The 25,630-nt window shown below is 59.8% G+C and carries 21 protein-coding genes; 7 read left to right on the top strand and 14 right to left on the bottom strand.

Annotation, left to right across the window (positions count from 1 at the left end; translation table 11 throughout):
* Positions 1–279 precede the first annotated feature (279 nt).
* The gene (locus tag NR201_RS21385) at positions 280–930 is read right to left on the bottom strand and encodes a YtjB family periplasmic protein (protein ID WP_010253606.1); all 651 of its coding nucleotides are present in this window, start codon (positions 928–930) and stop codon (positions 280–282) included.
* Positions 931–1,037: 107 nt separating this feature from the next.
* Between NR201_RS21385 and serB the strand changes: the two genes are divergently transcribed.
* The 3 genes from serB (at position 1,038) to nadR (ending at position 4,728) form a co-directional block, all read left to right on the top strand.
* On the top strand, positions 1,038–2,015 hold the full coding sequence (gene serB / locus NR201_RS21380) for a phosphoserine phosphatase (RefSeq protein ID WP_010253608.1): 978 nt from the start codon (positions 1,038–1,040) through the stop codon (positions 2,013–2,015).
* 13 nt (positions 2,016–2,028) lie between these two features.
* Positions 2,029–3,411: a DNA repair protein RadA gene (gene radA / locus NR201_RS21375; protein ID WP_256850147.1), complete on the top strand. Its 1,383-nt coding sequence runs from the start codon at positions 2,029–2,031 to the stop codon at positions 3,409–3,411.
* A gap of 75 nt (positions 3,412–3,486) precedes the next feature.
* Complete coding sequence (gene nadR, locus NR201_RS21370; protein WP_010253612.1) at positions 3,487–4,728, top strand: multifunctional transcriptional regulator/nicotinamide-nucleotide adenylyltransferase/ribosylnicotinamide kinase NadR; 1,242 nt, start codon at positions 3,487–3,489, stop codon at positions 4,726–4,728.
* Between the two features lie 45 nt (positions 4,729–4,773).
* On the opposite strand, the gene NR201_RS21365 is transcribed toward nadR, so the two are convergent.
* Positions 4,774–5,775 (bottom strand): zinc-binding alcohol dehydrogenase family protein, encoded by a 1,002-nt coding sequence (locus NR201_RS21365; protein ID WP_187492009.1) that lies wholly within the window; start codon positions 5,773–5,775, stop codon positions 4,774–4,776.
* A 204-nt stretch (positions 5,776–5,979) separates the two neighbouring features.
* Between NR201_RS21365 and NR201_RS21360 the strand changes: the two genes are divergently transcribed.
* Positions 5,980–6,876, top strand: a complete 897-nt coding sequence (locus tag NR201_RS21360) for a LysR family transcriptional regulator (RefSeq protein ID WP_010253616.1) — start codon at positions 5,980–5,982, stop codon at positions 6,874–6,876.
* On the opposite strand, the gene NR201_RS21355 is transcribed toward NR201_RS21360, so the two are convergent.
* The 4 genes from NR201_RS21355 to deoR all read right to left on the bottom strand — a co-directional run bounded on the left by NR201_RS21355 (position 6,857) and on the right by deoR (position 10,324).
* Positions 6,857–7,459 (bottom strand): putative adenosine monophosphate-protein transferase Fic, encoded by a 603-nt coding sequence (locus NR201_RS21355; protein ID WP_033787411.1) that lies wholly within the window; start codon positions 7,457–7,459, stop codon positions 6,857–6,859. The genes NR201_RS21360 and NR201_RS21355 overlap by 20 nt on opposite strands.
* Positions 7,460–7,471: 12 nt before the next feature.
* The gene (locus NR201_RS21350) at positions 7,472–7,636 is read right to left on the bottom strand and encodes a YhfG family protein (RefSeq protein ID WP_109652447.1); all 165 of its coding nucleotides are present in this window, start codon (positions 7,634–7,636) and stop codon (positions 7,472–7,474) included.
* A gap of 64 nt (positions 7,637–7,700) precedes the next feature.
* Positions 7,701–9,368, bottom strand: a complete 1,668-nt coding sequence (ettA, locus tag NR201_RS21345) for an energy-dependent translational throttle protein EttA (RefSeq protein ID WP_256850146.1) — start codon at positions 9,366–9,368, stop codon at positions 7,701–7,703.
* 191 nt (positions 9,369–9,559) lie between these two features.
* A complete protein-coding gene (gene deoR, locus NR201_RS21340; RefSeq protein ID WP_010253621.1) occupies positions 9,560–10,324 on the bottom strand; it encodes a DNA-binding transcriptional repressor DeoR in 765 nt (254 codons plus the stop codon).
* Between the two features lie 392 nt (positions 10,325–10,716).
* Here deoR and rbsK point away from each other — a divergent pair, with 392 nt between their 5' ends.
* Genes rbsK through NR201_RS21325 form a run of 3 tightly spaced genes read left to right on the top strand, consistent with a single transcriptional unit; the run spans position 10,717 to position 13,979 of the window.
* On the top strand, positions 10,717–11,634 hold the full coding sequence (gene rbsK / locus NR201_RS21335; RefSeq protein ID WP_033787409.1) for a ribokinase: 918 nt from the start codon (positions 10,717–10,719) through the stop codon (positions 11,632–11,634).
* 9 nt (positions 11,635–11,643) lie between these two features.
* Complete coding sequence (gene fucP, locus NR201_RS21330; protein ID WP_022625375.1) at positions 11,644–12,969, top strand: L-fucose:H+ symporter permease; 1,326 nt, start codon at positions 11,644–11,646, stop codon at positions 12,967–12,969.
* On the top strand, positions 12,966–13,979 hold the full coding sequence (locus tag NR201_RS21325; protein ID WP_062759467.1) for an aldose 1-epimerase family protein: 1,014 nt from the start codon (positions 12,966–12,968) through the stop codon (positions 13,977–13,979). The genes fucP and NR201_RS21325 overlap by 4 nt, the downstream gene beginning before the upstream one ends.
* 7 nt (positions 13,980–13,986) lie before the next feature.
* On the opposite strand, the gene urtE is transcribed toward NR201_RS21325, so the two are convergent.
* The 8 genes from urtE to atzF all read right to left on the bottom strand — a co-directional run bounded on the left by urtE (position 13,987) and on the right by atzF (position 25,630).
* Positions 13,987–14,685: an urea ABC transporter ATP-binding subunit UrtE gene (gene urtE / locus NR201_RS21320; RefSeq protein ID WP_010253632.1), complete on the bottom strand. Its 699-nt coding sequence runs from the start codon at positions 14,683–14,685 to the stop codon at positions 13,987–13,989.
* A gap of 1 nt (position 14,686) precedes the next feature.
* Positions 14,687–15,478: an urea ABC transporter ATP-binding protein UrtD gene (urtD, locus tag NR201_RS21315; protein WP_256850145.1), complete on the bottom strand. Its 792-nt coding sequence runs from the start codon at positions 15,476–15,478 to the stop codon at positions 14,687–14,689.
* Positions 15,475–16,548 carry an urea ABC transporter permease subunit UrtC gene (gene urtC / locus NR201_RS21310; protein WP_245115561.1) on the bottom strand — a complete coding sequence of 358 codons (1,074 nt, stop codon included), beginning with the start codon at positions 16,546–16,548 and terminating at the stop codon, positions 15,475–15,477. The genes urtD and urtC overlap by 4 nt, the downstream gene beginning before the upstream one ends.
* Positions 16,548–18,113: an urea ABC transporter permease subunit UrtB gene (gene urtB / locus NR201_RS21305; protein ID WP_256850144.1), complete on the bottom strand. Its 1,566-nt coding sequence runs from the start codon at positions 18,111–18,113 to the stop codon at positions 16,548–16,550. Before urtB ends, urtC begins: the two co-directional genes overlap by 1 nt.
* A 92-nt stretch (positions 18,114–18,205) precedes the next feature.
* The gene (urtA, locus tag NR201_RS21300; protein ID WP_031292851.1) at positions 18,206–19,474 is read right to left on the bottom strand and encodes an urea ABC transporter substrate-binding protein; all 1,269 of its coding nucleotides are present in this window, start codon (positions 19,472–19,474) and stop codon (positions 18,206–18,208) included.
* Between the two features lie 28 nt (positions 19,475–19,502).
* Positions 19,503–20,204 carry a GntR family transcriptional regulator gene (locus tag NR201_RS21295; protein WP_010671701.1) on the bottom strand — a complete coding sequence of 234 codons (702 nt, stop codon included), beginning with the start codon at positions 20,202–20,204 and terminating at the stop codon, positions 19,503–19,505.
* Between the two features lie 9 nt (positions 20,205–20,213).
* Complete coding sequence (uca, locus tag NR201_RS21290) at positions 20,214–23,831, bottom strand: urea carboxylase (RefSeq protein ID WP_256850143.1); 3,618 nt, start codon at positions 23,829–23,831, stop codon at positions 20,214–20,216.
* Positions 23,832–23,833: 2 nt separating this feature from the next.
* On the bottom strand, positions 23,834–25,630 hold the full coding sequence (gene atzF / locus NR201_RS21285) for an allophanate hydrolase (RefSeq protein ID WP_256850142.1): 1,797 nt from the start codon (positions 25,628–25,630) through the stop codon (positions 23,834–23,836).

Raw genomic sequence — 25,630 nt, 5'->3', positions numbered from 1 at the left:
CCAGAAGTCCACGCCGGGAAGCGTGGACAGGTCGGGGCCGGCCAGGGAGGGCCGATCCCCGAACGGTTCGTCGGCACAACGTCAAAGCCGAAGGTACCGCGTGAGCGGCGCGAGGACGGCCCGGCAGCAGCAGAGGTGCGCTGGCCCGCACTGAGGCTCGCTCGCCCATAAAAAAAGCTGCCACGTCTGACCGTGACAGCCTTTACAAATCTAATCTTAACTGACCAGCATTACCGTTGTGCGGGCCTTTTTTGTTTTATCTTTACCGCAGCCGGAGCGTTACTCTTTCTTCTCGTCGTCCTCATCCCGATCCTCTTTCACCGGTGTACTGGCGGTGAGCAGGAAAGGCGACTGCTGCCAGCGGGTGCGGCGGTGGCGCAGCAGGGTGCGTGAGAGAATAATGCCAATTGCCAGCGCCAGCAGCATCATCAGACGCAGAATATTGGTGGTGTTATCGACCTGATGCGAGTCGGTGACCAGCACGTGGGTATCCAGCGTCACGCGTAAAAAGCCCAGCGGACCCTCGTTTCCGGCCAGCGGCTGCACAATCTGATGGTTGAAATAGCTGCCCGCGCGCTGGCCGTCGAGCGCCAGCCGATCGCGGACATTGATGTTTTCACCACTGTGCGCCACCAGGCTGCCGTCGCCGTCATAGACCGATGCATCCAGAATACGGCTGTTAGCCGTCATCTGATTAAGAATGGCTTCTATCTGAGTCCGGTTATTTTCACTGTTGTCCATCAATGGCTTAAGGCTGAACGCCACCTGGCTGGTCAGCGTATGCGCCAGCTCCTCGACCTGTTCAGAGCGCGCCGCCTGATGGCCGAGGCTGAACCAGGATGCGCCCTGCATCAGCACGACCAGCAGCGCCATCGAGATGAGAACGATCACGGTACGATGTAAGCGAAATTTTAGTGCGGTTTTAGCCATTAATCATCCGGGTCATATCACAACAGAAAGCCTGGAGATTATGTTGCCAGAAGCGGCGCAGACAAGGTAGCCTCTTGCGTGGTTTTGTTGTCCCTACAGGAGCTCTGATGCCAAATCGTTTAACCTGGTGCGATCTTCCCGCCGATGTCTCTCTCTGGCCGGGTTTGCCCCTTTCTCTTAGCGGTGATGAAGTGATGCCGCTGGATTATCGCGCTGGCCGTACCGGCTGGCTGCTGTATGGTCGCGGGCTGGATAAGCAGCGGCTGACCGATTACCAGCATCAGCTGGGTGCCGCCATGGTGATCGTCAGCGCCTGGAACGTCGATGAGTATCAGGTGATTCGCCTGGCGGGATCGCTGACGCCGTTTGCCAGCAAGCTGGCGCACGACGCTGGCCTGGATGTTGCGCCGCTGGGCAGAATTCCGCATCTCAAAACGCCAGGCCTGCTGGTGATGGATATGGACTCCACCGCGATTCAGATCGAGTGCATCGATGAGATTGCAAAACTGGCGGGCTGCGGCGAGCAGGTGGCGGAAGTCACGGAACGCGCGATGCGCGGCGAACTCGACTTCACCGCCAGCCTGCGTCAGCGCGTGGCTACGCTGCAGGGCGCGGACGCCAATATTCTGAAACAGGTGCGTGATGCCCTGCCGCTGATGCCAGGCTTAACCACCCTGACGCAGAAGCTGCAGGCGCTGGGCTGGCAGGTTGCCATCGCGTCTGGCGGCTTTACCTACTACGCCGAATACCTGCGCGACAAGCTGCATCTGTCGGCGGTGGTGGCTAATGAACTCGAAATTCGCGACGGCAAACTGACCGGCAACGTGCTGGGACCAATTGTCGATGCACAATACAAAGCCGATACCCTGAAGAAGCTGGCGCAGCGTTTTGACATCGCGCCGGAACAGACGGTGGCGATCGGCGATGGTGCCAATGACCTGCTGATGATCAAAGCCTCAGCACTGGGCATTGCGTTCCATGCTAAACCTAAGGTGAATGAGCAGACTGCGGTCACCATTCGCCATGCCGATTTAATGGGGGTGTTCTGCATCCTCACCGGCAGCCTGATCCACGAAGAGCGTTAACTGAGGTATTGATTTGGCCAAAGCGGCAAAACGCGCATTTGTCTGTAACGAATGTGGCGCAGATTACCCACGCTGGCAGGGGCAGTGCAGCGCCTGTCACGCCTGGAACACCATCACCGAGGTGCGCATTGCCGCCTCGCCCGCGGCTGCGCGTAACGAGCGCCTGAGTGGCTATGCCGGCAGCGCCGGAACCAGCCGGGTGCAGAAGCTCTCTGAAATCAGCCTGGAGGCGTTACCGCGCTTCTCTACCAGCTTCAAAGAGTTTGACCGGGTGCTGGGCGGCGGGGTGGTGCCGGGCAGCGCCATTCTGATTGGCGGCAGCCCCGGCGCAGGCAAATCCACGCTGCTGCTGCAGGTGATGTGCCGGTTGTCAGAGGGGATGAAAACCCTGTATGTCACCGGTGAAGAGTCACTGCAGCAGGTGGCGATGCGCGCCCATCGTCTGGGATTACCCACCGAAAATGTGAATATGCTGTCGGAAACCAGCATTGAGCAGATCTGCCTGATCGCCGAACAGGAGCAGCCGCAACTGATGGTGATCGACTCGATCCAGGTAATGCACATGGCGGAGATCCAGTCATCGCCCGGCAGCGTCGCCCAGGTGCGTGAAACCGCCGCTTACCTGACGCGCTTCGCCAAGACGCGCGGCGTGGCGATCATCATGGTCGGTCACGTCACCAAAGATGGCTCCCTGGCCGGACCGAAAGTGCTGGAACACTGTATCGACTGTTCAGTGCTGCTGGATGGCGATGCCGATTCCCGCTTCCGCACCCTGCGCAGTCATAAAAACCGCTTCGGCGCGGTCAATGAACTGGGTGTGTTTGCCATGACCGAGCAGGGCATGCGTGAAGTCAGCAACCCGTCAGCTATTTTCCTGTCGCGCGGCGAAGAGGTCACCTCGGGCAGTTCGGTGATGGTGCTGTGGGAGGGAACGCGACCGCTGCTGGTGGAGATTCAGGCGCTGGTCGATCACTCGATGATGGGCAATCCACGCCGCGTGGCGGTAGGTCTGGAGCAGAACCGCCTGGCGATTCTGCTGGCAGTATTGCACCGTCACGGCGGATTGCAGATGGCGGATCAGGATGTGTTCGTCAACGTGGTCGGCGGCGTCAAAGTCACCGAAACCAGTGCTGACCTGGCGCTGATGCTGTCTATAGTGTCGAGCCTGCGCGATCGTCCGTTGCCGCAGGATCTGGTGATCTTCGGCGAAGTGGGACTGGCGGGCGAAATCCGTCCGGTGCCCAGCGGTCAGGAACGCATCGCTGAAGCGGCGAAGCATGGCTTCAAACGCGCCATTGTGCCGGCAGGGAATGCACCGAAAAAACCGATTGCCGGGATGCAGGTTTTCAGCGCGAAGAAGCTGGCCGATGCGCTGGCGATTCTGGACGATCTGTAACGCGCCTGCGGCCGTTAGCGAAAAGCCGCTGGCAGGCCGCTCCCACCTTAACCGCATTGATGCAGGAGGCACGACATGTCGTCGTTTGATTATCTGAAAACGGCCATTCGCCAGCAGGGTCACACGCTGCAACAGGTCGCTGATGCCAGCGGCATGACCAAAGGCTATCTGAGCCAGTTGCTCAATGCCAAAATCAAAAGCCCCAGCGCGCAAAAGCTGGAGGCGCTGCACCGTTTTCTGGGTCTGGAGTTTCCGCGCCGCGATAAAACGGTCGGCGTGGTGTTTGGTAAATTCTATCCGCTGCACACCGGCCATATCTATCTGATTCAGCGCGCCTGTAGCCAGGTCGATGAGCTGCATATCATTATGGGCTACGACGAGCCACGTGACCGCGAACTGTTTGAGAACAGCGCGATGTCACAACAGCCCACGGTCAGCGATCGCCTGCGCTGGCTGCTGCAGACCTTTAAGTATCAGAAAAATATCCGCATTCACGCCTTTGATGAGGAGGGGATTGAGCCCTATCCGCACGGCTGGGATGTCTGGAGTAAGGGCGTCAGCGCGTTTCTCAGCGAGCACGGTATTGCGCCGGATTGCATCTACACCAGCGAAGCGCCCGATGCGGAGATGTATCAACAGCATCTTGGCATTCAGACCGTACTGGTCGATCCCAGCCGATCCTTTATGAGCATCAGCGGCGCGCAGATCCGTCAGGATCCTTTCCGCTTCTGGGATTATATCCCGACCGAAGTGAAACCTTTCTTTGTGCGCACCGTGGCGATCCTCGGCGGGGAGTCGAGCGGTAAATCGACGCTGGTGAATAAACTCGCCAACATCTTCAATACCACCAGTGCCTGGGAATATGGCCGCGACTATGTCTTCTCCCACCTGGGCGGTGATGAAATGGCGCTGCAATATTCAGATTACGACAAGATCGCGCTGGGCCAGGCGCAGTACATCGATTTCGCGGTTAAATATGCCAATAAAGTGGCCTTTATCGACACCGACTTTGTGACCACGCAGGCGTTTTGTCTGAAGTATGAGGGGCGTGAACATCCGTTTGTGCAGGCACTGATCGATGAATATCGCTTTGATCTGGTGATCCTGCTGGAGAACAACGTGCCGTGGGTTGCCGATGGCTTGCGCAGCCTGGGCAGTTCCGTGGATCGACGGGAGTTTCAGTCGATGCTGGTGACGATGCTGCGGGAAAACAACATCGAATTCCTGCACGTGCAGGAAGATGATTATGACACCCGTTTCCTGCGCTGCATTGAACTGGTGAAAGCGATGCTGGGCGAGAAAAACGCCCAGCCGTAACGCATGCTGTAACCCGGTCTGCCGCAGGGCAGCCGGGTCAGCGCATTAATACACCATCACTACTTTGCCGCGCATGTGGCCTTCCAGTACGCGCTGATGGGCGGCGGTTAAGGTCTCAACGCTTAAGCCGTGCAGCGTCTCGCTCAGTGTGGTTTGCAGCTTACCTTCATCCAGCAACGCCGAGACGGCATCCAGAATCTCGCCCTGACGCGCCATATCCGGCGTGTTAAACATGCTGCGGGTGTACATCAGCTCGAAATGCAGGGCAGCACTCTTCAGCTTCAGCTGATCCATCGACAGCGGATGTTCGTTTTCCACGATGGTGCAGATATGACCCTGCGGGGCAATAAGCTTTGCCATGGTTTCCCAGTGACCGTCGGTATCATTCAGGCAGAAGATATAATCGACCTGCTTAATGCTCTGTTTTTCCAGCTCTCCAATCATATCTTTGTAGTTGATCACCAGATCGGCACCACGATCGCGGCACCACTGCGCGGAATCTTCACGCGAAGCGGTGGCAATGATCTTCACCTTGCTGCGCAGTTTTGCCAGCGGGATCGCCAGCGATCCGACGCCGCCTGCGCCGCCCACGATCAGCAGCGTCTGATCTTCCGTTGCTGACTCCAGGTTCAGTCGCTCAAACAGTCCTTCCCAGGCGGTCAGGGCCGTCAGCGGGATCGCGGCGGACTGCGCCCAGTCCAGGCTCTCTGGCTTGTGACCGGTAATGCGTGAGTCAACCAGCTGCTCGGTGCTGTTACTGCCAGGACGGGTCAGGTCACCCGCATAAAAAACTTTATCGCCTGGCTTAAAGTTGCTGACTTTGCTGCCCACTTCCAGCACCACACCGCTGGCATCCCAGCCGAGGATGCGTGGCTGCTCTAATCCGTTCTTCTTCGCCCCTTTGTGAACCTTGGTATCGACCGGATTTACCGATGCGGCTTTGACTTCGACCCGCAGGTCATACTCCCCTGGCGCTGGGGTTTCAGGGAAAATTTCAGTGAAGTTTTCAGGACTTTCCGGATTAATTGCGATAGCGCGAATAGACATACATTTTTCCTGTTTAGTCAGGCTGGAAGCCTGGATCTGGTGGTTGCCATTCTGGCCCTGAAGAGTGCTCACACTCCGCAGGGGCTGTGCCACGCTGTCCGTGGCTGACTGGCTGATGATTCGGAACAGGCTTTAAGTGTAGAACCTGATTTTAGCAGTGATAAGATGGACAATCTTTCATAGAGTGTTCGTCTGAGGTGAACAATGGCATTTCGCCAGTGGCAGGATATGGCACTGTTTGCGCTGGTGGCGGAGTGCGGCAGCTTTACCGGCGCGGCAGAACGTGCAGGGCTGCCAAAATCGAGCGTCAGTCAGCGCATCAGCCAGCTGGAGCAGCGGCTGGGAATTCGGTTGCTGAACCGCACCACCCGCCAGCTCAATCTGACCTTTGCCGGTGAGCGCTATCTGCTGCATTGCCAGGAGATGATGCAGGCCAGTGAACGCGCCGATCAGGCGATCGCCAGCCTGCGTGAAAATCCCAGCGGGCGTCTGCGTATCACCAGCCCGGCGGGGATTGGTGCCACGCTGCTGGCGCGCTGTAACGCGGCGTTTTTACGTCTCTATCCCGATGTGACGCTGGATGTCTCGATCTCCGATGAGATGCGTGATCTGGTGCAGGAGGGCTTTGATGTGGCGCTGCGCACCGGTCAGCCGCAGGAGTCCTCGCTGATTGGCCGCCGGATAGGCAACTGCCCGCGACTGCTGGTCGCTTCACAGCGCTATCTTGATCAGCATCCGCCGCTGGTTCATCCACAGCAGCTGTCTGCCCACCGCTGTATTGCGCATCGTGCCTGGAATGAATGGGTGTTGCAGCGCGATGACGAGTTCTATCGCTGGCTGCTGCCGCCAGGCCATCTCACGGACAATTTACTCTATGCGCGCGAATCTGCGCTGGGCGATGCGGGCATTACGCTGCTGCCGCACTTTCTGACCGATGGGGCGATGGCTGATCCCCGGCTGGTGCCGGTACTGCCGGAATGGGAAATCGAGGGGAATGAGCTGTGGCTGGTCTATCCGGGCCGTAAACTGAATTCACCTGCGCTGGCGCGGTTTATTGAATTCGCGCTGCAGTCACCGGTGTTCAGGGAGTTTTATCGCTGACCGGTACAATGTGGCGCAGGAACAGTGCCGCCATTTTTTCCGGGCCACTCTGGTAACCCGCGATATTTGCCGCTAACCAGTCGCTGGGGCTCACGCCTTCCCAGTTCACCTGATAGCCTGCGTGAAGAATGATATGTTCGAACAGAATGCGTAATGCCCGGCCGTTTCCTTCCCGAAAGGGGTGCAGAATATTGAACTCGCAGTAATACCAGGCAACCTGATGACAAAAAGCTTCATGGTCAGCCTGCTCCAGCCATCTTTCGCACGCCAGTTTTGCACATAATTTCTCCGCTTCACGCAGAATAAAAGCGGGCTGGCAAAAGCGGGTCTCTCCTTTGCTGATAGAGATATCACGTATCTGCCCCGCCCAGCTATAAAGCTCGTTAAACAGGCAGTAATGAATGTGACACAGTGACTGAAGGGTAAAAGGAGGATGAGAGAGCTTAATGGTGTGAATGGTCAGCGCGGTAACAGCACGCTCAGCCTGATCCAGCAGGGTTTGTTCGCGGATATCATAGCGATTGATCAGCACATCGGAATCGGGATAACAGTAGTGATCTCGCCAGACAAGATAACGATTCACGTTGGCTTCCTGTTACTGCTTATAGCGACGTCGAACCTGTTCCAGGGTCGATAACTCAGCATCTGCTGAAATACGTATCCCCTCCAGCAGGGAACTTGCGGCAAAGTTTGCGACTTTAGTGGCTTCATAAATCGCTTCAGCTTTTTTAGCCACTGGCCGCTCAGCTTTTTTCTTCATTGCGTTCAGCCCTTAAAACGTCACTGGTGAAGCAGGAGGAGGCCTGAGCCTCCCCCTGACATCGTTACTTCGTCATACGCTTATACTTGATGCGCTTCGGCTCCAGCGCTTCGGCGCCGAGAGTACGCTTCTTGTACTCTTCATATTCGGTAAAGTTACCTTCGAAGAATTCGATGTTGCCCTCATCCTGATAATCCAGGATGTGCGTGGCGATACGGTCCAGGAACCAGCGGTCATGCGAGATCACCATGGCACAACCCGGGAACTCCAGCAGGGCGTTTTCCAGCGCGCGCAGGGTTTCAATGTCCAGGTCGTTGGTTGGTTCATCGAGCAACAGCATGTTGCCGCCAACCTGCAGCAGCTTCGCGAGGTGCAGACGACCACGCTCACCACCCGACAGTTCGCCTACGCGTTTGCCCTGATCGACGCCTTTAAAGTTAAAGCGGCCGACATAGGCGCGGCTTGGCATCTCGGTGTTACCGATGCGCATGATGTCCTGACCGCTGGAAACCTCTTCCCACACGGTTTTGGCGTTATCCATGCTGTCGCGGAACTGATCCACAGAGGCCAGCTTGACGGTTTCACCCAGTACAATCTCACCGGAATCAGGTTGTTCCTGACCAGACATCATGCGGAACAGCGTTGATTTACCCGCGCCGTTCGGACCGATAATCCCGACAATCGCACCTTTCGGTACCGAGAACGAGAGATCGTCAATCAGCACACGGTCGCCATAAGACTTACGCAGATTGCTGACTTCCAGCACTTTGTCACCCAGACGGGCACCTGGCGGAATGAACAGTTCGTTGGTTTCGTTACGCTTCTGGTAGTCGGTGTTGTTCAGCTCTTCAAAGCGTGCCAGACGGGCTTTGCCTTTAGACTGCTGGCCTTTTGGCCCTTTGCGCACCCACTCCAGCTCTTTCTCAATCGACTTGCGACGAGCGGCTTCAGAGGAGGCTTCCTGCGCCAGACGCGCATCTTTCTGCTCCAGCCAGGAGGAGTAGTTACCTTCCCACGGAATCCCTTCGCCGCGGTCAAGTTCCAGAATCCAGCCTGCAACGTTATCCAGGAAGTAACGGTCATGCGTAATCGCGACGACGGTGCCTTCGAAGTCGTGCAGGAAGCGCTCCAGCCAGGCGACAGATTCGGCGTCCAGGTGGTTCGTCGGTTCGTCCAGCAGCAGCATGTCTGGTTTTTCCAGCAGCAGGCGGCAGAGGGCGACGCGACGACGTTCACCACCGGAAAGGGTGGCGATTTTCGCGTCCCAGTCAGGCAGGCGCAGCGCATCGGCAGCACGTTCCAGCTGGGTATTCAGGTTGTGACCATCGTGAGCCTGGATGATCTCTTCCAGACGGCCCTGTTCAGCGGCCAGTTTGTCGAAGTCTGCACCTTCTTCAGCATAGAGCGCATAGACTTCGTCGAGACGCTTCAGTGCGCCAACGACTTCTGACAGCGCTTCTTCTACCGACTCACGCACGGTGTGTTCAAGGTTAAGCTGCGGTTCCTGCGGCAGGTAGCCAATCTTGAGGCCTGGCTGCGGACGCGCTTCCCCTTCGATATCTTTATCGATGCCGGCCATGATGCGCAGCAGGGTAGATTTACCCGCGCCGTTCAGGCCGAGTACGCCAATTTTTGCGCCAGGGAAGAAGCTGAGCGAGATGTTTTTCAGGATATGTCGCTTCGGCGGAACCACTTTGCCGACGCGATGCATGCTATAGACGAATTGAGCCACGTTGGTTTGAGCCTCTGGGTCTGTTGGTCGTTTGAATGATGTCGAAGTTTAGCCTTTTTCACCGTTTAATCCCAGCCGGGGGGCGGCGAATATTAGCGTGGCGGAGCCGATGCCGGGCGATGCCAGGCATAACTGACTGATTTCCACGCTCAATCGCTGACAGGGTCAGGAGAGGATGTCAGAAAGAGGCGTCAGGGCAGGCGCAGCGGGATCGCCTGCTGGGCCAGCCAGTTTTGCAACGCCTGATCGGGCGCGCTGTCACTCACCAGCAGATCAAAGCGCTGCAGCTCGGCGATGCGGGCAGGCAGCACCTTGCCATATTTACTGCTGTCAGCCACCAGCACCGACTTTCGGGCGCGCAGCATGGCGTGATGCTTCATCATCAGCTCATTGGTGTTGTAGCAGGTTGCGCCCTGATCTTTGTCGATGCCCGCTGCAGAGATAAAGGCCAGCGTCGGGCAGAGATCGTCAAGGATGGTATGCACGCCAATCGGCGTAAACAGGGCGTTGTCGGCATGAAATTCACCGCCGCTGAGAATCACGTTACAGGCCGGTTTCTCTTTCAGCGTCAGAAAGGTATTCATGGCGCAGCAGATGGCGGTAAACGACAGGGTGTCGGGAATCGCATCCACGATGTAGGGCAGGGTGGTGCCGCAGTCAAAAAAGACCGTATCGTTCTCGTTGATCAGGCTGGCGGCCGCCTGTGCCAGTCGCTGCTTTCTGGCGGCATTCTGGCCATGCTGATCGCTGACAAAATAGTGGCTGGCATGACTTTTCGGATCGCTGACGATATAGCCGCCCAGCAGGACCACGCTGGAGCCCGGCTCGGTTAAATCGCGGCGAACCGTCATCTCTGAGACGCCAAGCAGCTGGGCCGCATCTTTCAGATGCAGTTTGTCGGTGCGTTTCAGCGCCTGCGTCAGCTTGTGAATGCGTTCGTCGCGCCGGGTTTCCATGGTCATCTCTCTGTTCCCTATCCTGCAGTGCGGATGAAAGACGCCGGGATCGACGTCAATACGCTACAAACCTCACAGATTTGAATGAGTTGCGTCTCATCCGCCAGGCTGGCAGTCAATCTTACCCGCATTCCGTGAGGGCCGCAAACCTCCGCCGTGCTGTCAGCGCGTGGTGATATCGGCACGTCACCACAGGCGGTTGTGGCTTTCATACAGCGCGTTCAGTGATGTTAGCTTGTTATAATAATAACACTGAAAATCCCATTTTATGGCGTAATTTGCCTATTCTTACCGCCTCAGGATGTGGTTTTTGTCACATATTTAACCTTTAAGAATTGTTATTGTTACTTTAATAACATTTTAAGTTTAAAAAACATCCGGGAGAAAAGGTCATGACAATTGCGGTCATCGGCTCAAACATGGTCGATCTGATTACCTATACCAACAGCCTGCCGAAAGCGGGCGAAACCCTTGAAGCGCCCGACTTTGCCATTGGCTGCGGCGGTAAAGGGGCCAACCAGGCGGTCGCGGCGGCAAAAATGGGCGGCAACGTGATGATGGTCAGCAAGGTCGGTGACGATCTCTTTGCTCCGAACACCGTTGCAAATCTTCAACAGCAGGGCGTGGACACGCGCTTCGTCACCACCGCACCGGGCACCTCCAGCGGCGTGGCACCGATTTTTGTCGATGACCAGTCGCAGAACCGGATTCTGATTATCAAAGGTGCTAACCAGCAGCTGAAACCGGCCGATATCGACGACGCGGCAGAGGCGCTGAAAGCCTGCCAGCTGATCATCCTGCAGCTGGAGATCCCACTGGAGACGGTCTATTACGCCATCGATTTTGCCCGCCAGCATCAGATCACAGTGATCCTTAATCCGGCGCCGGCCGTCGCCACGCTTGATATTGATTACGCCTGCAAATGCGACTTCTTTATGCCCAACGAAACCGAGCTGGAGATCCTCACCGGTCTGCCGGTCAGCAGCGATGAAGAGGTGATCCTCGCCGGACAGTCGCTGCTGAAGCGCGGCCTTAAAAATCTGATCATCACCCTGGGCAGCCGGGGATCGGTCTGGATGAGCGGCGACGAGATCCATCGCGTGGATGCCACACCGGTTCAGGCGGTCGACACCAGCGGCGCGGGCGATGCCTTTATCGGCTGCTTTGCGTATCTGCTGGTGGAAACCGGCGATGTGGCCGCCGCCATGACCCAGGCGTCTGCCTATGCCGCCTGCAGCGTCACCGGGCGCGGCACCCAGCGCGCCTATCCCGACGCAGAGAGTTTCCAGCGCTTTCTCAACCGTAACTGAGGGTCTGCCATGCAACAGAAAATTGTTCAGCAATCTGATGGCTATCTGAATAAAACGCCGCTGTTCCAGTTCATCCTGCTGTCGTGCCTCTTTCCGCTCTGGGGCTGTGCGGCGAGTCTTAACGATATCCTGATCACCCAGTTTAAAAGCGTATTTGCCCTGAGCGACTTTGCCAGTGCGCTGGTGCAGAGTGCCTTTTATGGCGGCTATTTTCTGATTGCGATCCCCGCGTCGCTGGTGATCCGCAAGACCAGTTACAAGATGGCGATCATGATCGGCCTGGCGCTCTACATTGCCGGCTGTATCGCCTTCTATCCCGCCTCGCACATGGCGACCTACACCATGTTCCTGGCGGCGATATTTGCCATCGCCATCGGCCTGAGTTTCCTGGAAACCGCCGCCAACACCTACAGCTCGATGATTGGCCATCGTGATCACGCCACGCTCCGCCTCAACGTCAGCCAGACCTTCTATCCGATCGGTGCGCTGATGGGGATTGTGCTGGGCAAATATCTGGTGTTCCAGGATGGCGACAGCCTGGAGAGTCAGATGGCGACCATGACGGCAGAGCAGGCACATGCGTTCCGCCTGACGATGCTGGAACACACGCTGGAGCCCTACAAATATCTGGTGATGGTGCTGGTGGTGGTGATGCTGCTGTTTATGTTCACCCGCTATCCGCGCTGTAAACCCGAAAGCAGCGAGATGTCGCGCCCCTCGCTGGGCGAGACTTTCCGCTATCTGGCTGGCAACCGACACTTTAAACGCGGAATTGTGACCCAGTTCCTCTATGTCGGCATGCAGGTGGCCGTCTGGTCGTTTACCATTCGTCTGGCGCTGACGCTGGGGGCGACTAATGAACGTCACGCCTCGAACTTTATGATCTACAGCTTCATCTGCTTCTTTATCGGCAAGTTCGTGGCGAACTTCCTGATGACCCGTTTCCGCGCAGAGAAGGTGCTGATTGCCTATTCGGTGCTGGGCGTGCTGACGCTGGCTTATGTGATGCTGGTGCCGAACTTTACCGCCGTCTACGCTGCCGTCTTTGTCAGCGTGCTGTTTGGTCCCTGCTGGGCGACGATCTACGCGGGAACGCTGGCGACGGTCGATAACAAATACACCGAAGTCGCGGGCGCGTTTATCGTGATGGCGATTGTCGGTGCGGCCTTTGTCCCGGCGCTGCAGGGCCTGGTTTCGGACTCACTGGGTTCTATGCAGCTGGCATTTGGCGTCTCGCTGCTCTGTTTCGCCTGGGTCGGATTCTACTTCTATGGCGAACTGCGCCATAAAAAACAGCCGGTTGCGACCGGTCGTCTGGCGGAGGAGTTACCATGAAAACCCGTTTACCCTTAGCGCGTGAACAGTTTCACACCACACCCTGGGTGCTGCTGGAGAGCGATGATTTCCGGGTTGAGCTGTTTCGTTATCCGGCGGGCATTGAGGCGGTGCGCATTCATAACCGACGCGGCAGCGTGACCGTGCTGCCGTTTCTCGGGCAGATGATCTGGGACGCAGAGTTCGACGATCATAACCTGACCATGGGCCACAGCTTTAAGCAGCCACTGCCCGCAAATTCGATCATCGACACCTATGGCTGTTTCGCGTTTCATTCGGGACTGCTGGCCAACGGCTGTCCCTCACCAGAGGACGATCATCCGCTGCACGGTGAGATGGCCTGCGCCCGCATGGACAGCGCCTGGCTGGTGCTGGAGGATCAGACGCTGTCGCTGGAAGGGGAGTGTGAATATGTCAAAGGCTTCGGCCATCACTACCTGGCCGCACCCGCCGTCCGCATTCCGGCCGATCAGCCCCGGCTGACGATTGAAATGACCGTCACTAATCTGGCTGGCGCGCCGATGCCGTTGCAGTATATGTGTCACCTTAACAGCGCGTGGATCGATCAGGGCCGCTTCCGGCAGTCGATCCCCGAACAGGCATTCCAGCTGCGTCGCTCGATCCCGGCGCATCTGCGACCGACGCCCGCCTGGGGGGATTACACCGATCGGCTGGCGCGCGATCCGCAGGCGTTACAGCAGCTCGATCAGCCGCAGCTTTGCGATCCGGAGATCGTCTTCTTCGCGGACGATCTGCCGCAGTATGGCGATGAGGTGCAGTTTGAGCTGCATTCGCCGCAGGGCTATGCGCTGATGACGCGCTTCTCTACCGCACAGTTCCCGCACGCCACTCGCTGGCTGCTGCACAACCACGATCAGCAGGTGGCGGCCTATATTCTGCCCGCCACCTGCCGGCCAGAGGGCTTTCTTGCCGCGCAGCAGGCTGGCACGCTGATCATCCTGGCGCACGGTGAACAGCGCCACTTTTCTGTCGAGACCGGCTTACTCTGAGCCGGGTTTAAATTGCCACCAGGCCGCGCACACCCTCTGCTTCCATGGTGTCGCCGCGGCCACGCTGCACAATTTCTCCGCGCGACATCACCAGATAGCTGTCCGCCAGCTCCGCCGCGAAATCATAAAACTGCTCCACCAGCAGGATCGCCATATCTCCCCGTTGCGCCAGCTGGCGGATCACCGCGCCGATCTCTTTGATCACCGAAGGCTGGATCCCTTCGGTCGGCTCATCAAGGATCAACAGCTGGGGCCGACAGGCCAGCGCCCGGCCAATTGCCAGCTGCTGCTGCTGACCGCCAGAGAGGTCGCCGCCCCGGCGTGACTTCATCGCCAGCAGCACCGGAAAGAGCTGGTAGATCTCCTCCGGCACTTCACGCGCCTGCGCAGCCGGAAAGCGTGACAGCCCCATCAGCAGATTCTCTTCCACCGTCAGACGCGGAAAGATTTCCCGCCCCTGGGGCACCCAGGCGATGCCAGCCTGCACCCGCTGGTGCGGCTTGCGGCCATTCATGCGCTGCTGCTGCCAGTGAATCTCGCCCGATTTCGCCGGGATCAGCCCCATCAGGCATTTCAGCAGCGTGGTCTTCCCCACGCCATTGCGCCCCAGCAGACAGGTAATTTCGCCAATCTTTACCTCAAACGACAGGCCGCGCAGAATATGACTGCCGCCATAATATTGATTCAGTTCAGTAACCTGTAACATTTCAGCGCCCCAGATAAACGTCGATAACCTGCTCGTTGGCCTGTACGTCGCGCAGCGAACCCTCGGCCAGCACCTGACCCTGATGCAGCACCGTCACGTGGTCGGCAATGGTTTCGACAAAGCCCATGTCATGCTCCACCACCATCAGCGAATGCTTGCCCGCCAGGCTGCGGAACAGCTCGGCGGTGTAGTCCGTTTCGGCATCGGTCATGCCCGCGGCCGGTTCATCCAGCAGCAGCAGATGCGGCTCCTGCACCAGCAGCATGCCGATCTCCAGAAACTGCTTCTGGCCATGCGACAGCAGGCCCGCGCGACGCTGGCGTTCGCCGCCCAGCCGCAGCAGTTTCAGCACCTCATCAATGCGATCACGCTGTTCGCCGCTGAGGCGGGCGCGCAGGCTGGCCCAGACCGATTTATCGGCTTTAAGCGCGATCTCCAGATTTTCGAACACGGTTAACGCCTCAAACACCGTGGGCTTCTGGAACTTGCGGCCGATCCCGGCGCGGGCGATCTCAACCGGTGAGAGACGGGTCAGATCGCTGTCCTGGTCGTAGATCACCTGGCCGGCATCGGGCCGGGTTTTGCCGGTGATCACATCCATCAGCGTGGTTTTGCCCGCGCCGTTGGGGCCGATCACGCAGCGCAGTTCCCCGACGCCGATCTGCAGCGAAAGATCGGTCAGCGCCCGGAAGCCTTCAAACGACACGCTGATCTTCTCCAGTTGCAGCACCGGATCGCGCTGCACCCGATGGCGATCCGCCAGCTGAGTTTGGGTAAACAGGGCATCACTCATTTTTTCCTCCGGCGCAGCAGGCCAATCACGCCGTGCGGCAGAAACAGCGTGACCAGGATAAACATCAGCCCCAGGAAAAAGAGCCAGTATTCGGGAAAGGCGACGGTGAAGAAGCTGCGTGCGCCGTTAACAATCGCCGCGCCCAGCAGCGGGCCAATCAGCGTGCCGCGTCCGCCCAGCGCCACCCAGATCGCCGCTTCAATCGAGTTGGCCGGTGACATCTCACCCGGATTGATAATGCCGACCTGCGGCACATAGAGCGCCCCGGCCAGGCCGCACAGCACGGCGGAGAGCGTCCAGACAAACAGCTTGAAACCGCGCGGGTCGTAACCACAGAACATCAGGCGGTTCTCCGCATCCCGCACCGCAGTCAGCACCCGGCCAAATTTGCTGCGCGCAAGGGCGAAGCCGATCGCCAGGCTCAGCAGCAGCAGCAGCACCGTGGCGATAAACAGCCCGATACGGGTGGGGATTGCCGTCACCGAAAAGCCGAGCAGGGTGGTAAAGCCGGTAAAGCCATTGTTGCCGCCAAAACCGGTTTCGTTACGGAAGAACAGCAGCATCCCGGCGTAGGTCAGCGCCTGGGTCATGATGGAGAAGTAGACGCCTTTGATCTTCGAGCGAAAGGCAAAAAAGCCAAAAATCAGCGCCAGCAGGCCCGGCACCAGCATGCTCAGGCAGAGCGCCCAGACGAAATAGTCGGTGCCGGTCCAGAACCAGGGCAGTTCCCGCCAGGAGAGAAAGGACATAAAGGCGGGTAAACCCTCGCCTGCGGCCTGGCGCATCAGATACATGCCCATGGCATATCCACCCAGGGCGAAAAAGAGGCCGTGGCCCAGCGACAGCAGTCCGGCGTAGCCCCACACCAGATCCAGCGCCACCGCGACCACCGCGTAGCAGAGGATTTTGCCGACCAGCGTCAGGGTATAGGTGGAGATCGCCAGCGGATGCGTGGCGGGCAGCAGGGCCAGAAACGGCATCACCAGGAGCGCCACGGTGATCGCCAGGCCGATGCTGATGGTCAGGCGCGGCGCGGTGCGCGCCACGCGAAGCGTGATGGGTTGCGTCATCAGTCAGTCACCCTTCCTTTTACCGCAAACAGCCCCTGCGGACGTTTCTGAATAAACAGCACGATAATCACCAGAATCAGGATCTTGCCCAGCACGGCGCCAATCTGCGGCTCCAGCACTTTGTTGAGAATGCCCAGGCTGAACGCGGCAACCACGGTGCCCGCCAGCTGACCGACGCCACCCAGCACCACTACCAGGAACGAGTCGATAATGTAGCCCTGGCCCAGCTCCGGCCCGACGTTACCGAGCTGCGACAGCGCCACGCCGCCCAGCCCGGCAATCCCCGAGCCAAGGCCAAACGCCAGCATATCGACGCGGCCGGTCGGCACGCCGCAGCAATCCGCCATGGCGCGGTTCTGGGTCACGGCGCGCACGTTCATGCCAAGGCGGGTCCGGTTCAGCAGCAACCAGGTGAGCGCCAGCACAAACACCACAAACAGGATCACCGCGATGCGGTTCCACGGCAGCACCAGATTGGGCAGCAACTGCAAGCCGCCGGAGAGCCACGCCGGATTCGCCACCTCCAGGTTTTGCGCCCCGAACAGCACCCGCACCAGCTGGATCAGCATCAGGCTGATCCCCCAGGTGGCGAGCAGCGTCTCCAGCGGACGGCCATAGAGATGGCGGATCACCGTGCGTTCCAGCGCCATGCCGATGGCGGCGGTAACCAGAAAGGCAACCGGCAGCGCCAGCAGCGGATACCAGGCTAAATAGTGCGGCGCAAACTGCTGAAACAGGCTCTGTACCCACCAGGTGGCGTAAGCACCGAGCATCAGCATTTCACCGTGCGCCATGTTGATCACCCCGAGCAGGCCATAGGTGATCGCCAGGCCCAGCGCGGCCAGCAGCAGGATGGAACCCAGCGACAGGCCGCTGAAGGCCTGCCCCAGCAGATCGCCCCACATCAGCCGTTTCTGAATCTGTTGCAGACTTTCCGCCGCGGCGGCCCGTACCGTGTCGTCCGGCTCATTCGCGGGCTGGGTCAGGCGTTGCAGGCTGGCCTGCGTATTGGGATCGCTGGACTCACCCAGCAGTTTCACCGCCCGCAGGCGCACCATCGGCTCGCCATCCGCCAGTTGCAGGTTCGCCAGCGCCAGCGCCAGTGCGGCATGAACCCGGCTGTCCTGCTCGGCGGCAAAACGCTGCTCCAGCAGCGGCAGCTGGTCGGCAACGCCCTCACTTTGCAGCTGCTGCGCTGCGCGCAGACGCAGGGCCGTATCGCTGCTCACCAGCTGGTGGGCGGCCAGCGCGTTGTTAACCAGCACGCGCAGGCGATTGTTCATAAACAGCTTTTTCAGGTTTCCCGTGGGCTGCGCCACCGCATCCAGCGGCTGCAGCGTGGATCCCTGCTGGCTGAACGGCTGTTTATTCTGGTCGATGACCACCGTTTCGGCATGCAGCGCTTCCAGCAGCGGCAGGCGATGGCTGTCCGGTGCGGCGGCCCAATGCTGCAGCAGCGTGGCCTGCTGACTGCGGCTGGCGGCGGCAAAGTCAGCCGCCGGTCCGGCACTGGCCAACAGCGGCATCAGCAGCAGCAGGCTGAAAAAGCAGCGACATAGATTCATAAAAGGAGCCTCGTCAGGGGAGGGCAGCACGGCGGGGTGCCGTGCTGCCGCTTCACAGCGGGTGACGCTGCGTATCTATCAGCAACGCGCGATTACTGCGCGGTCTTCACCGGGTGATCGGGTTTTTTGTCGTTACCGGCAATGTACGGGCTCCACGGCTGCGCGCGTACCGGCTGATCGGTCTGCCACACCACGCTGAACTGGCCGTTCTCTTCCACTTCGCCAATCATGACCGGCTTATGCAGATGATGGTTGGTCTGATCCATGGTCAGGGTAAAGCCATCCGGCGCTTTAAAGGTCTGACCGGCCATCGCCGCCCGCACTTTGTCCACATCCGTGGTGCCCGCTTTTTCCACCGCCTGCGCCCACATATGAATGCCAACATAGGTCGCTTCCATCGGGTCGTTGGTGACGACGGTGGCGGCGTTCGGCAGGTTATGTGCTTTGGCATATGCGCGGTAGTCGGCGACAAACTTCGCGTTGGTCGGATTATCAATAGACTCGAAATAGTTCCAGGCGGCTAACTGACCCACCAGCGGTTTGGTATCGATGCCGCGCAGCTCCTCTTCGCCCACCGAGAAGGCGACCACCGGAATGTCAGTGGCTTTGATCCCCTGGTTCGCCAGCTCTTTGTAGAACGGCACGTTGGAGTCGCCGTTGATCGTGGAAACCACTGCCGTTTTGCCGCCAGCCGCAAACTTTTTGATGTTGGAGACAATGGTCTGGTAGTCGCTGTAACCAAACGGCGTGTAGACCTCTTCGATATCTTTATCCGCCACGCCTTTGCTGTGCAGGAAGGCGCGCAGGATCTTGTTGGTAGTACGCGGATAGACATAGTCGGTACCAAGCAGGAAGAAGCGTTTCGCGCTGCCGCCATCTTCGCTCATCAGGTACTCCACCGCCGGAATCGCCTGCTGGTTAGGCGCAGCGCCGGTGTAGAAGACGTTGGGTGACATCTCTTCCCCTTCATACTGCACCGGATAGAACAGCAGGCCGTTCAGCTCTTCAAACACCGGCAGCACCGATTTGCGCGACACCGAGGTCCAGCAGCCAAACACCACCGCCGCCTTATCCTGAGTCAGCAGCTGCCGCGCCTTCTCGGCAAACAGCGGCCAGTTAGAGGCGGGATCGACCACCACCGGCTCCAGCTTTTTCCCCAGCACGCCCCCTTTGGCGTTGATCTCATCGATGGTCATCAGCGCCACATCCTTCAGCGGCGTTTCTGAAATCGCCATGGTGCCGGAGAGCGAATGCATGATCCCCACTTTGATGGTGTCAGCCGCCTGCGCACTCCAGGCGAACCCCATGCTGACAACGGTGGCGGAGAGGGCGAAAGCCTTGATCAACGAACGTCTTTTCATCATCTGAAACCCCTGAGTAGTTGTTGTGTTATTCGGTGAGCTGGAGCCGGGCCTGCTGAAGACGGTGCAGCGTGATCTTTCTGACCTCCGCCTTACTCACGGCGATGTGATCGGTCAGGATGCGTTGCGCCCCGGCGGTCTGCTGCTGAAAAATCGCCTGTAAAATCTGTGCATGTTCCTGATAAGTGGCACAGATGCGATCGTCGCGAGTGAAGTCGAGCCGACGGATAATGCGGATCTTCTCGGTGAGTTCGGCGTGAATGCGTGCCATCTCCGGGTTACCCGCTGCCGCCACCAGCGTCATGTGAAATGCCTCGTCATGCTGCGATACCACCAGGCCCTCTGTAAGCGGCTCCGCCTCGCACCAGAACTGGTTCAGTTCGTTTAACAGCGCGGCACACTGCGGCGCGGGCAGGGCGCAGAGGCGTTTGACCGCCTCGCACTCCAGCACGGTGCGCAGGTCATACAGCGATTCGAACCAGGCGAAATCGAAGTTCTTAATCTGCCAGCCGCTGCGAAACCAGACGTCGACAAAGCCTTCGCGTTCCAGCCGGAACAGCGCCTGACGGACCGGGGTGCGGCTGACCGCCATCCGTCCGGCGATTTCGCTTTCACTGAAGCGATCGCCGGGCATCAGGCGAAAGGCGAAGATATCGTCCTTCAGCGCCTGATAAACCCGTTCCGCCAGCGCTTCCGGGCGGGCTTTAGGGGAGTGGGGTTGCGTTGTCATTACCGCTCCTTATTCCAGCCACAGCAGGTTATCGCCAGGACTGACCGGACGGCCCGCCTGGCAGGCAATCCGCGTCACACGACCGGCCTGCGGGGCGACAATCGCCAGCTCCATCTTCATCGCCTCTACGATAATCAGCGTCTGCCCGGCGCTGACCTCGTCGCCCGGCTGCACCAGCACTTTCCAGATGTTGCCATTGAGATCCGCCTGCACCGCCAGCCCGTTCTCCTCCTCTTCGCTGACGCTGGCGCGCGTTTCATCCTCCGGCGGCGCGTTCTGCTCTTCCTGCGCCCATAGCTGCACTTCCTGTTCAAAGGCGGCGGCCTGGCGCTGGCGGAACGCTGCAATTTCAGCGGCGTGGTCGGCGAGGAACTGCTGGTGGGCGGCAAAATCAAACTGAGTCTCTTCAATACGCAGGCTGGCGCGGCCTTCGCGGAAATCTTCGCGCAGCTGGGTCAGTTCGGTTTCACTCACCGGATAGAAGCGCACCTGATCGAAGAAGCGCAGCAGCCACGGCGCATCGGTAGCGAACTGCGGATTTTTCAGGAAGGTGTTCCAGATGGGCAGCGTGCGGCCCACCAGCTGATAGCCACCGGGCGAATCCATGCCGTAGATGCACATGTACATGCCGCCGATCCCTACGGTACCTTCGGCGGTGAAGGTGCGCGCCGGACTGTATTTGGAACTCAGCAGGCGATGGCGTGGATCGATCGGAACGGCACAGGGCGCGCCAAGGTAGACGTCGCCCAGCCCCAGCACCAGATAGCTGGCGTTGAACAGGGTATCGCGCACCTCATCGCGGCTGCTTAAGCCATTAATCCGCTGGATAAAGTCCACGTTGTTGGGCAGCCAGGGGGCGCTGGCGCGCACCGTCTCCTGATAGCGGCTGACGGCGCCCAGCGTGGCGCTGTCTTCAAATGCCATCGGCATCCACACCACGCGGGAGGGCACTTTCAGCGTGCTGACGTCGCCCAGCGTCGCTTCCAGCGCCAGCAGCAGCGACATCAGCCCGGACTGGTGAATGATGCGGCTGTCGTAGCGCACCTGCAGCGAACGCACGCCAGGCGATAGCTCCTCTACGCCAGGCTCCGCCTGCGCCGTCAGCGCATTCATCAGCAGATGGACACGCAGACGCAGCGCCAGATCCAGTACATTGTCGCCATACTCAATCAGCACATATTTGTCGCCCGCCTGGCGATAGACCACTTTTGGCGTGCCGGCGGTGGCCTCCAGAGCGGCCAGAATCGTGGCGGAGCCGTGGGCGGTTTCGGCCAGTGACGGCACGGCAAACGTGGGCGGATGCTCAGGCCGCAATGTCTCAATCAGATGCATCTGCGCTTTTTCCCGCGCCAGCGCATCGTCTGCGGTGATGGGGTGGAAGCGGATGGTGTCGCCAGGTTTAACCTGGCCTACTTTCCACAGCTCGGCTTTGGCGATGGTCACCGGACAGACAAAGCCGCCGAGGCTTGGGCCGTCGTGCGTCAGGATCACCGGGAAGTCGCCGGTGAAATTGACCGCACCAATGGCATATTCACAGTCGTGAACGTTGGAGGGATGCAGGCCCGCTTCGCCGCCGTTGGCGCGGGTCCAGGTCGGTTTCGGGCCGACCAGCCGCACGCCGAGGCGGTTGGAGTTGTAGTGCACCTGCCAGTCACTGGCAAAGAACGCATCGATGGCGGCCTGGGTGAAGAAATCCGGTGCGCCGTGCGGGCCGTAAAGCACGCCGATGCGCCACTCGCTGCCGTAGTGCGGAATCAGCGCCGCATCGAGCGGCTGCGGATCGCTGACCGGGGCAGGCGTGGTGCAGGCTGCCCGCTCAGGCTGGGAGATCGCCAGCATATCGGCAACCCGCAGGGTGCGTCCGGCGTGACCGCCAAACTGGCCCAGCGAAAAGGTGCTGCGGCTGCCCAGATACGCCGGCACGTCGAAGCCGTTACGCACGGCCAGATAGCTGCGGCAGCCCGTCCGGGCGCGTCCCAGCACCAGAGTCTCTCCCGCTTTCACCGCCAGCGGCTGCCAGGTGCTGACCGGTTCGCCCTCCAGCGTGGCGTCGCAGTCAGCACCGGTCAGCGCCACGATGGCATCACAGTGGAAACGCAGCGTCGGCCCCTGCAGGGTAAATTCCAGCCCCGCCGCCGCGTCATGATTACCGACGATGCGGTTAGCCAGCCGGAAAGCGAAGTCATCCATCGGGCCGGAAGGCGGCACGCCGATATCCCAGTAGCCGAGGCGGCCTGGATAGTCCTGAACCGAACTGAAGGTACCAGGTTGCAGCACTTCCACCACGGAGGAGGCAGGCAACACGCTGTCGAGGTAGCGCGTCCAGACGTTGCCGCTGCGAAACGCGTCGCTGGCGGTAATCTGGCGCAGATAGTCGAGGTTGGTGGCGATGCCGTGCAGTTGAGTGGCATGCAGCGCATGGTGAAGTTTTTCCAGCGCCGCATCGCGGGTGTCGGCATGCACGATCAGTTTGGCGATCATCGGATCGTAGAAGCTGGAGACCTCGCTGCCGGTTTCGATGCCGCTGTCGACCCGCACGCCGTCAGGGAAAGTTACGCCGGTTAGCAGGCCGGGGCTGGGCTGAAAGTTCTTGAGTGGATCTTCCGCATAGAGCCGCACTTCAATGGCGGCGCCCTGCGGCGCCTGCTGCAGACGTGACCAGTCAACCGCATCGCCCGCCGCCACCAGCAACATGCACTCCACCAGATCGAGTCCGGTGACGCACTCAGTGACCGGATGCTCCACCTGCAGGCGGGTGTTCACTTCCAGAAAGTAAAAGGCCTGCTGGTCGACGTCGTAGATATACTCCACGGTGCCTGCGCTGCGGTAGTTTACCCGCTCGCCGAGCCGCACCGCCGAGGCGAGCAGGGCGTCACGCGTCGCCGGAGACAGACCGGGCGCGGGCGTCTCTTCCACCACCTTCTGATTGCGGCGCTGCAGTGAGCAGTCGCGTTCACCCAGCGCGACCACAGTGCCGTTACCGTCACCAAAAATCTGCACTTCTACGTGGCGGGCGCGATCGATGCAGCGCTCCAGAAACACGCCCGCATCACTGAAGAACTGCTCGCCAAGACGGCGTACGCTCTCCCAGGCGCTGGCGAGCGCTCCGGCGTCGGCGCAGCGCGTAAGGCCAATGCCGCCGCCGCCCGCCGTGCTTTTCAGCATCACCGGATAGCCGATCTTATCGGCCGCCTGTATTGCCTCCTCCAGCGACGCAAGCAGCGGTGTGCCTGGCGTCATCGGTACACCTGCACTGGCTGCCAGCTCACGGGCACGGTGCTTAAGGCCGAACTCACCAATCTGCTGCGCGGTGGGGCCGACAAAGGCGATCCCTGCCGCTTCACAGGCTTCGGCAAACGGCTGGCTTTCTGAAAGAAAACCGTAGCCCGGCCAGATAGCCTGGGCGCCGCTCTGCTGAGCCGCCGCCAGAATTTTGTCGATGCGCAGATAGCTGTCGCTGGCTTTATCGCCGCCCAGCGCGATAGCGATATCCGCCTGCTTAACGTGCTGCGCGTTGCGGTCAGCATCTGAATATACCGCGACACTTTTGACGCCCAGGCGCTTCAGCGTCCGAATGGCGCGGCAGGCGATTTCGCCGCGGTTGGCAATCAGTACGGTGGTGAACATGATCAGTGACTCCCCTGTGATGCCAGCCAGTTGCGCCAGCCGCCCGTCTCAGTAATCTCCAGCGCGTTGTTCAGCGCCGCGCCTTCGCAGATAAAGCCTTTCACCACCCGCCCATCCGCCAGCGTCAGACTGCCGATGCCCAGCGGTGCGGGAATCTCCGCTACAAACTCACCAAAGCGCGCCAGCGGGATATCCCACAGCTCCACGGTGATAGCGGCGCCCTGTTCGTCACGCATCAGGCCGGGTTTTTTGATCGCGCCCTCCAGCAGGGCAAACAGGCGATAGTGTGGCGCGGTTTTCGTCTCTTCCACCCAGACGGCATGGCGATCGGTGAGCTGGAAATTTAGCGGCATTCCGGTGAGATGCGCGCCCACTACCGCCAGCCGGACATGGTCGGCGGAGGCGGGCAGGCTGGTGCGCCAGGCAGGGCAGGGCTGGCCGGTCGCGCCCAGCGGCAGAGCAAGCTGCTGCTGCCAGCGAATGCCAAACTCAGCCAGCGCCCGATCGTGCCAGGCTGGCGCAATCAGCGTGATGCCTGCCGGGAGATCGTCATTGCGAAACGGTGCGGGCAGCGCCAGCGCGGCGAGGTCGGCAAGGTTGGTAAAGTTGGTATAGGTGCCGAACTGCGAGTTGAAGTGAATCGGCTCCTGCTTCATCTCCTCCAGGGTATGAATCGTGGGCGAGGTCGGCACCACCAGCGCGTCAAACTGTGCCAGCGTCTGCTGAATCTGACGCGTCAGTTCGGCCCGCAGATACTCCGCCTTATAGGCATCGACTGCGCTGTATTTCAGGCCGCTGGCGATAATCTCGTGTACCACCGGATCCATCTCCGCCGGGCGATCGAGCATTCCGCCCACCGCCGCCGTGCGTTCAGCGACCCAGGCACCGTAGTAAAGCTGTTCAGCCAGCTTCCTGAACGGGGTGAAGTCGATGGGGTGTAGCGTCACGCCACCCGCCTGCAACGCCTCCAGCGCCTGGTCCCAGGCGGCTTCGGCGGCGGCATCATCAAAAAACTCCGGGTTCAAAGGTACCGCAAAATGGGGATGGACGGGCAGGCTGGTCGGGGCGGTGCGCGGATTAATGCGCGAATAGGCGTCACCGGCATCATAGCCACCCATGACGCTGGCGACGCTAAAGGCATCTTCTGCCGTCAGCGCAAACACGGAAATCGTGTCGTTGAGGCGGCAGGCGGGCACCACGCCGCGTGCAGAGAACCAGCCCTTGGTCGGCTTCAGTCCGACAATATTGTTAAAGCCCGCCGGAACACGGCCCGATCCCGCAGTATCGGTGCCCAGTGAAAAGGCGACCAGCCCGCGCGCCAGCACCGACGCGGAGCCGGAGCTGGAGCCGCCACTGACGTAATCGGCATCAAAGGTGTTACTGACCGCGCCAAACGGGGAGCGGGTGCCCACCAGGCCGGTAGCGAACTGATCGAGGTTGGTTTTGCCGATGACTATCGCGCCGGCGGCTTTCAGGCGGGCGACCGCTACCGCGTCTTCGCTGGCGGTATAGGTAAAGGCGGGGCAGGCGGCGCTGGTCGGCCAGCCCGCCACATCAATGTTGTCTTTGACGGCGAAGGGAACACCAAACAGCGGCAGCGATCCGGGATCGCGCTGATAGTGCGCCAGCAGTGGCTCAATCTGAGCTGCTAACTGCTCCGGTGTCGCCAGATAGATCCAGGCATTATCGTGTGTGTCGAGAGCCGCCAGGTGGGCGTTCAGCAGTGAGGTAATCTGTTGCGGCGCCTGCTGATAGCGCTGCTGCCAGGCGTGAAGCGTCAGGCCAAAGGTTGAAGTCAT

This window comes from Pantoea sp. Fr-CA_6 (assembly GCF_024520895.1).
In the GTDB taxonomy this organism is placed as follows: Bacteria; Pseudomonadota; Gammaproteobacteria; order Enterobacterales; family Enterobacteriaceae; genus Pantoea; species Pantoea agglomerans.
This window is presented reverse-complemented; position numbering and strand designations above follow the sequence as displayed.

Coding starts and splice junctions, on each gene's coding strand:
- NR201_RS21385 (WP_010253606.1), bottom strand. CDS start 930: ATGGCTAAAACCGCACTAAAATTTCGCTTACATCGTACCGTGATCGTT.
- serB (WP_010253608.1), top strand. CDS start 1,038: ATGCCAAATCGTTTAACCTGGTGCGATCTTCCCGCCGATGTCTCTCTC.
- nadR (WP_010253612.1), top strand. CDS start 3,487: ATGTCGTCGTTTGATTATCTGAAAACGGCCATTCGCCAGCAGGGTCAC.
- NR201_RS21365 (WP_187492009.1), bottom strand. CDS start 5,775: ATGTCTATTCGCGCTATCGCAATTAATCCGGAAAGTCCTGAAAACTTC.
- NR201_RS21360 (WP_010253616.1), top strand. CDS start 5,980: ATGGCATTTCGCCAGTGGCAGGATATGGCACTGTTTGCGCTGGTGGCG.
- NR201_RS21350 (WP_109652447.1), bottom strand. CDS start 7,636: ATGAAGAAAAAAGCTGAGCGGCCAGTGGCTAAAAAAGCTGAAGCGATT.
- deoR (WP_010253621.1), bottom strand. CDS start 10,324: ATGGAAACCCGGCGCGACGAACGCATTCACAAGCTGACGCAGGCGCTG.
- rbsK (WP_033787409.1), top strand. CDS start 10,717: ATGACAATTGCGGTCATCGGCTCAAACATGGTCGATCTGATTACCTAT.
- fucP (WP_022625375.1), top strand. CDS start 11,644: ATGCAACAGAAAATTGTTCAGCAATCTGATGGCTATCTGAATAAAACG.
- NR201_RS21325 (WP_062759467.1), top strand. CDS start 12,966: ATGAAAACCCGTTTACCCTTAGCGCGTGAACAGTTTCACACCACACCC.
- urtE (WP_010253632.1), bottom strand. CDS start 14,685: ATGTTACAGGTTACTGAACTGAATCAATATTATGGCGGCAGTCATATT.
- urtD (WP_256850145.1), bottom strand. CDS start 15,478: ATGAGTGATGCCCTGTTTACCCAAACTCAGCTGGCGGATCGCCATCGG.
- urtC (WP_245115561.1), bottom strand. CDS start 16,548: ATGACGCAACCCATCACGCTTCGCGTGGCGCGCACCGCGCCGCGCCTG.
- urtB (WP_256850144.1), bottom strand. CDS start 18,113: ATGAATCTATGTCGCTGCTTTTTCAGCCTGCTGCTGCTGATGCCGCTG.
- urtA (WP_031292851.1), bottom strand. CDS start 19,474: ATGAAAAGACGTTCGTTGATCAAGGCTTTCGCCCTCTCCGCCACCGTT.
- NR201_RS21295 (WP_010671701.1), bottom strand. CDS start 20,204: ATGACAACGCAACCCCACTCCCCTAAAGCCCGCCCGGAAGCGCTGGCG.
- uca (WP_256850143.1), bottom strand. CDS start 23,831: ATGTTCACCACCGTACTGATTGCCAACCGCGGCGAAATCGCCTGCCGC.
- atzF (WP_256850142.1), bottom strand. CDS start 25,630: ATGACTTCAACCTTTGGCCTGACGCTTCACGCCTGGCAGCAGCGCTAT.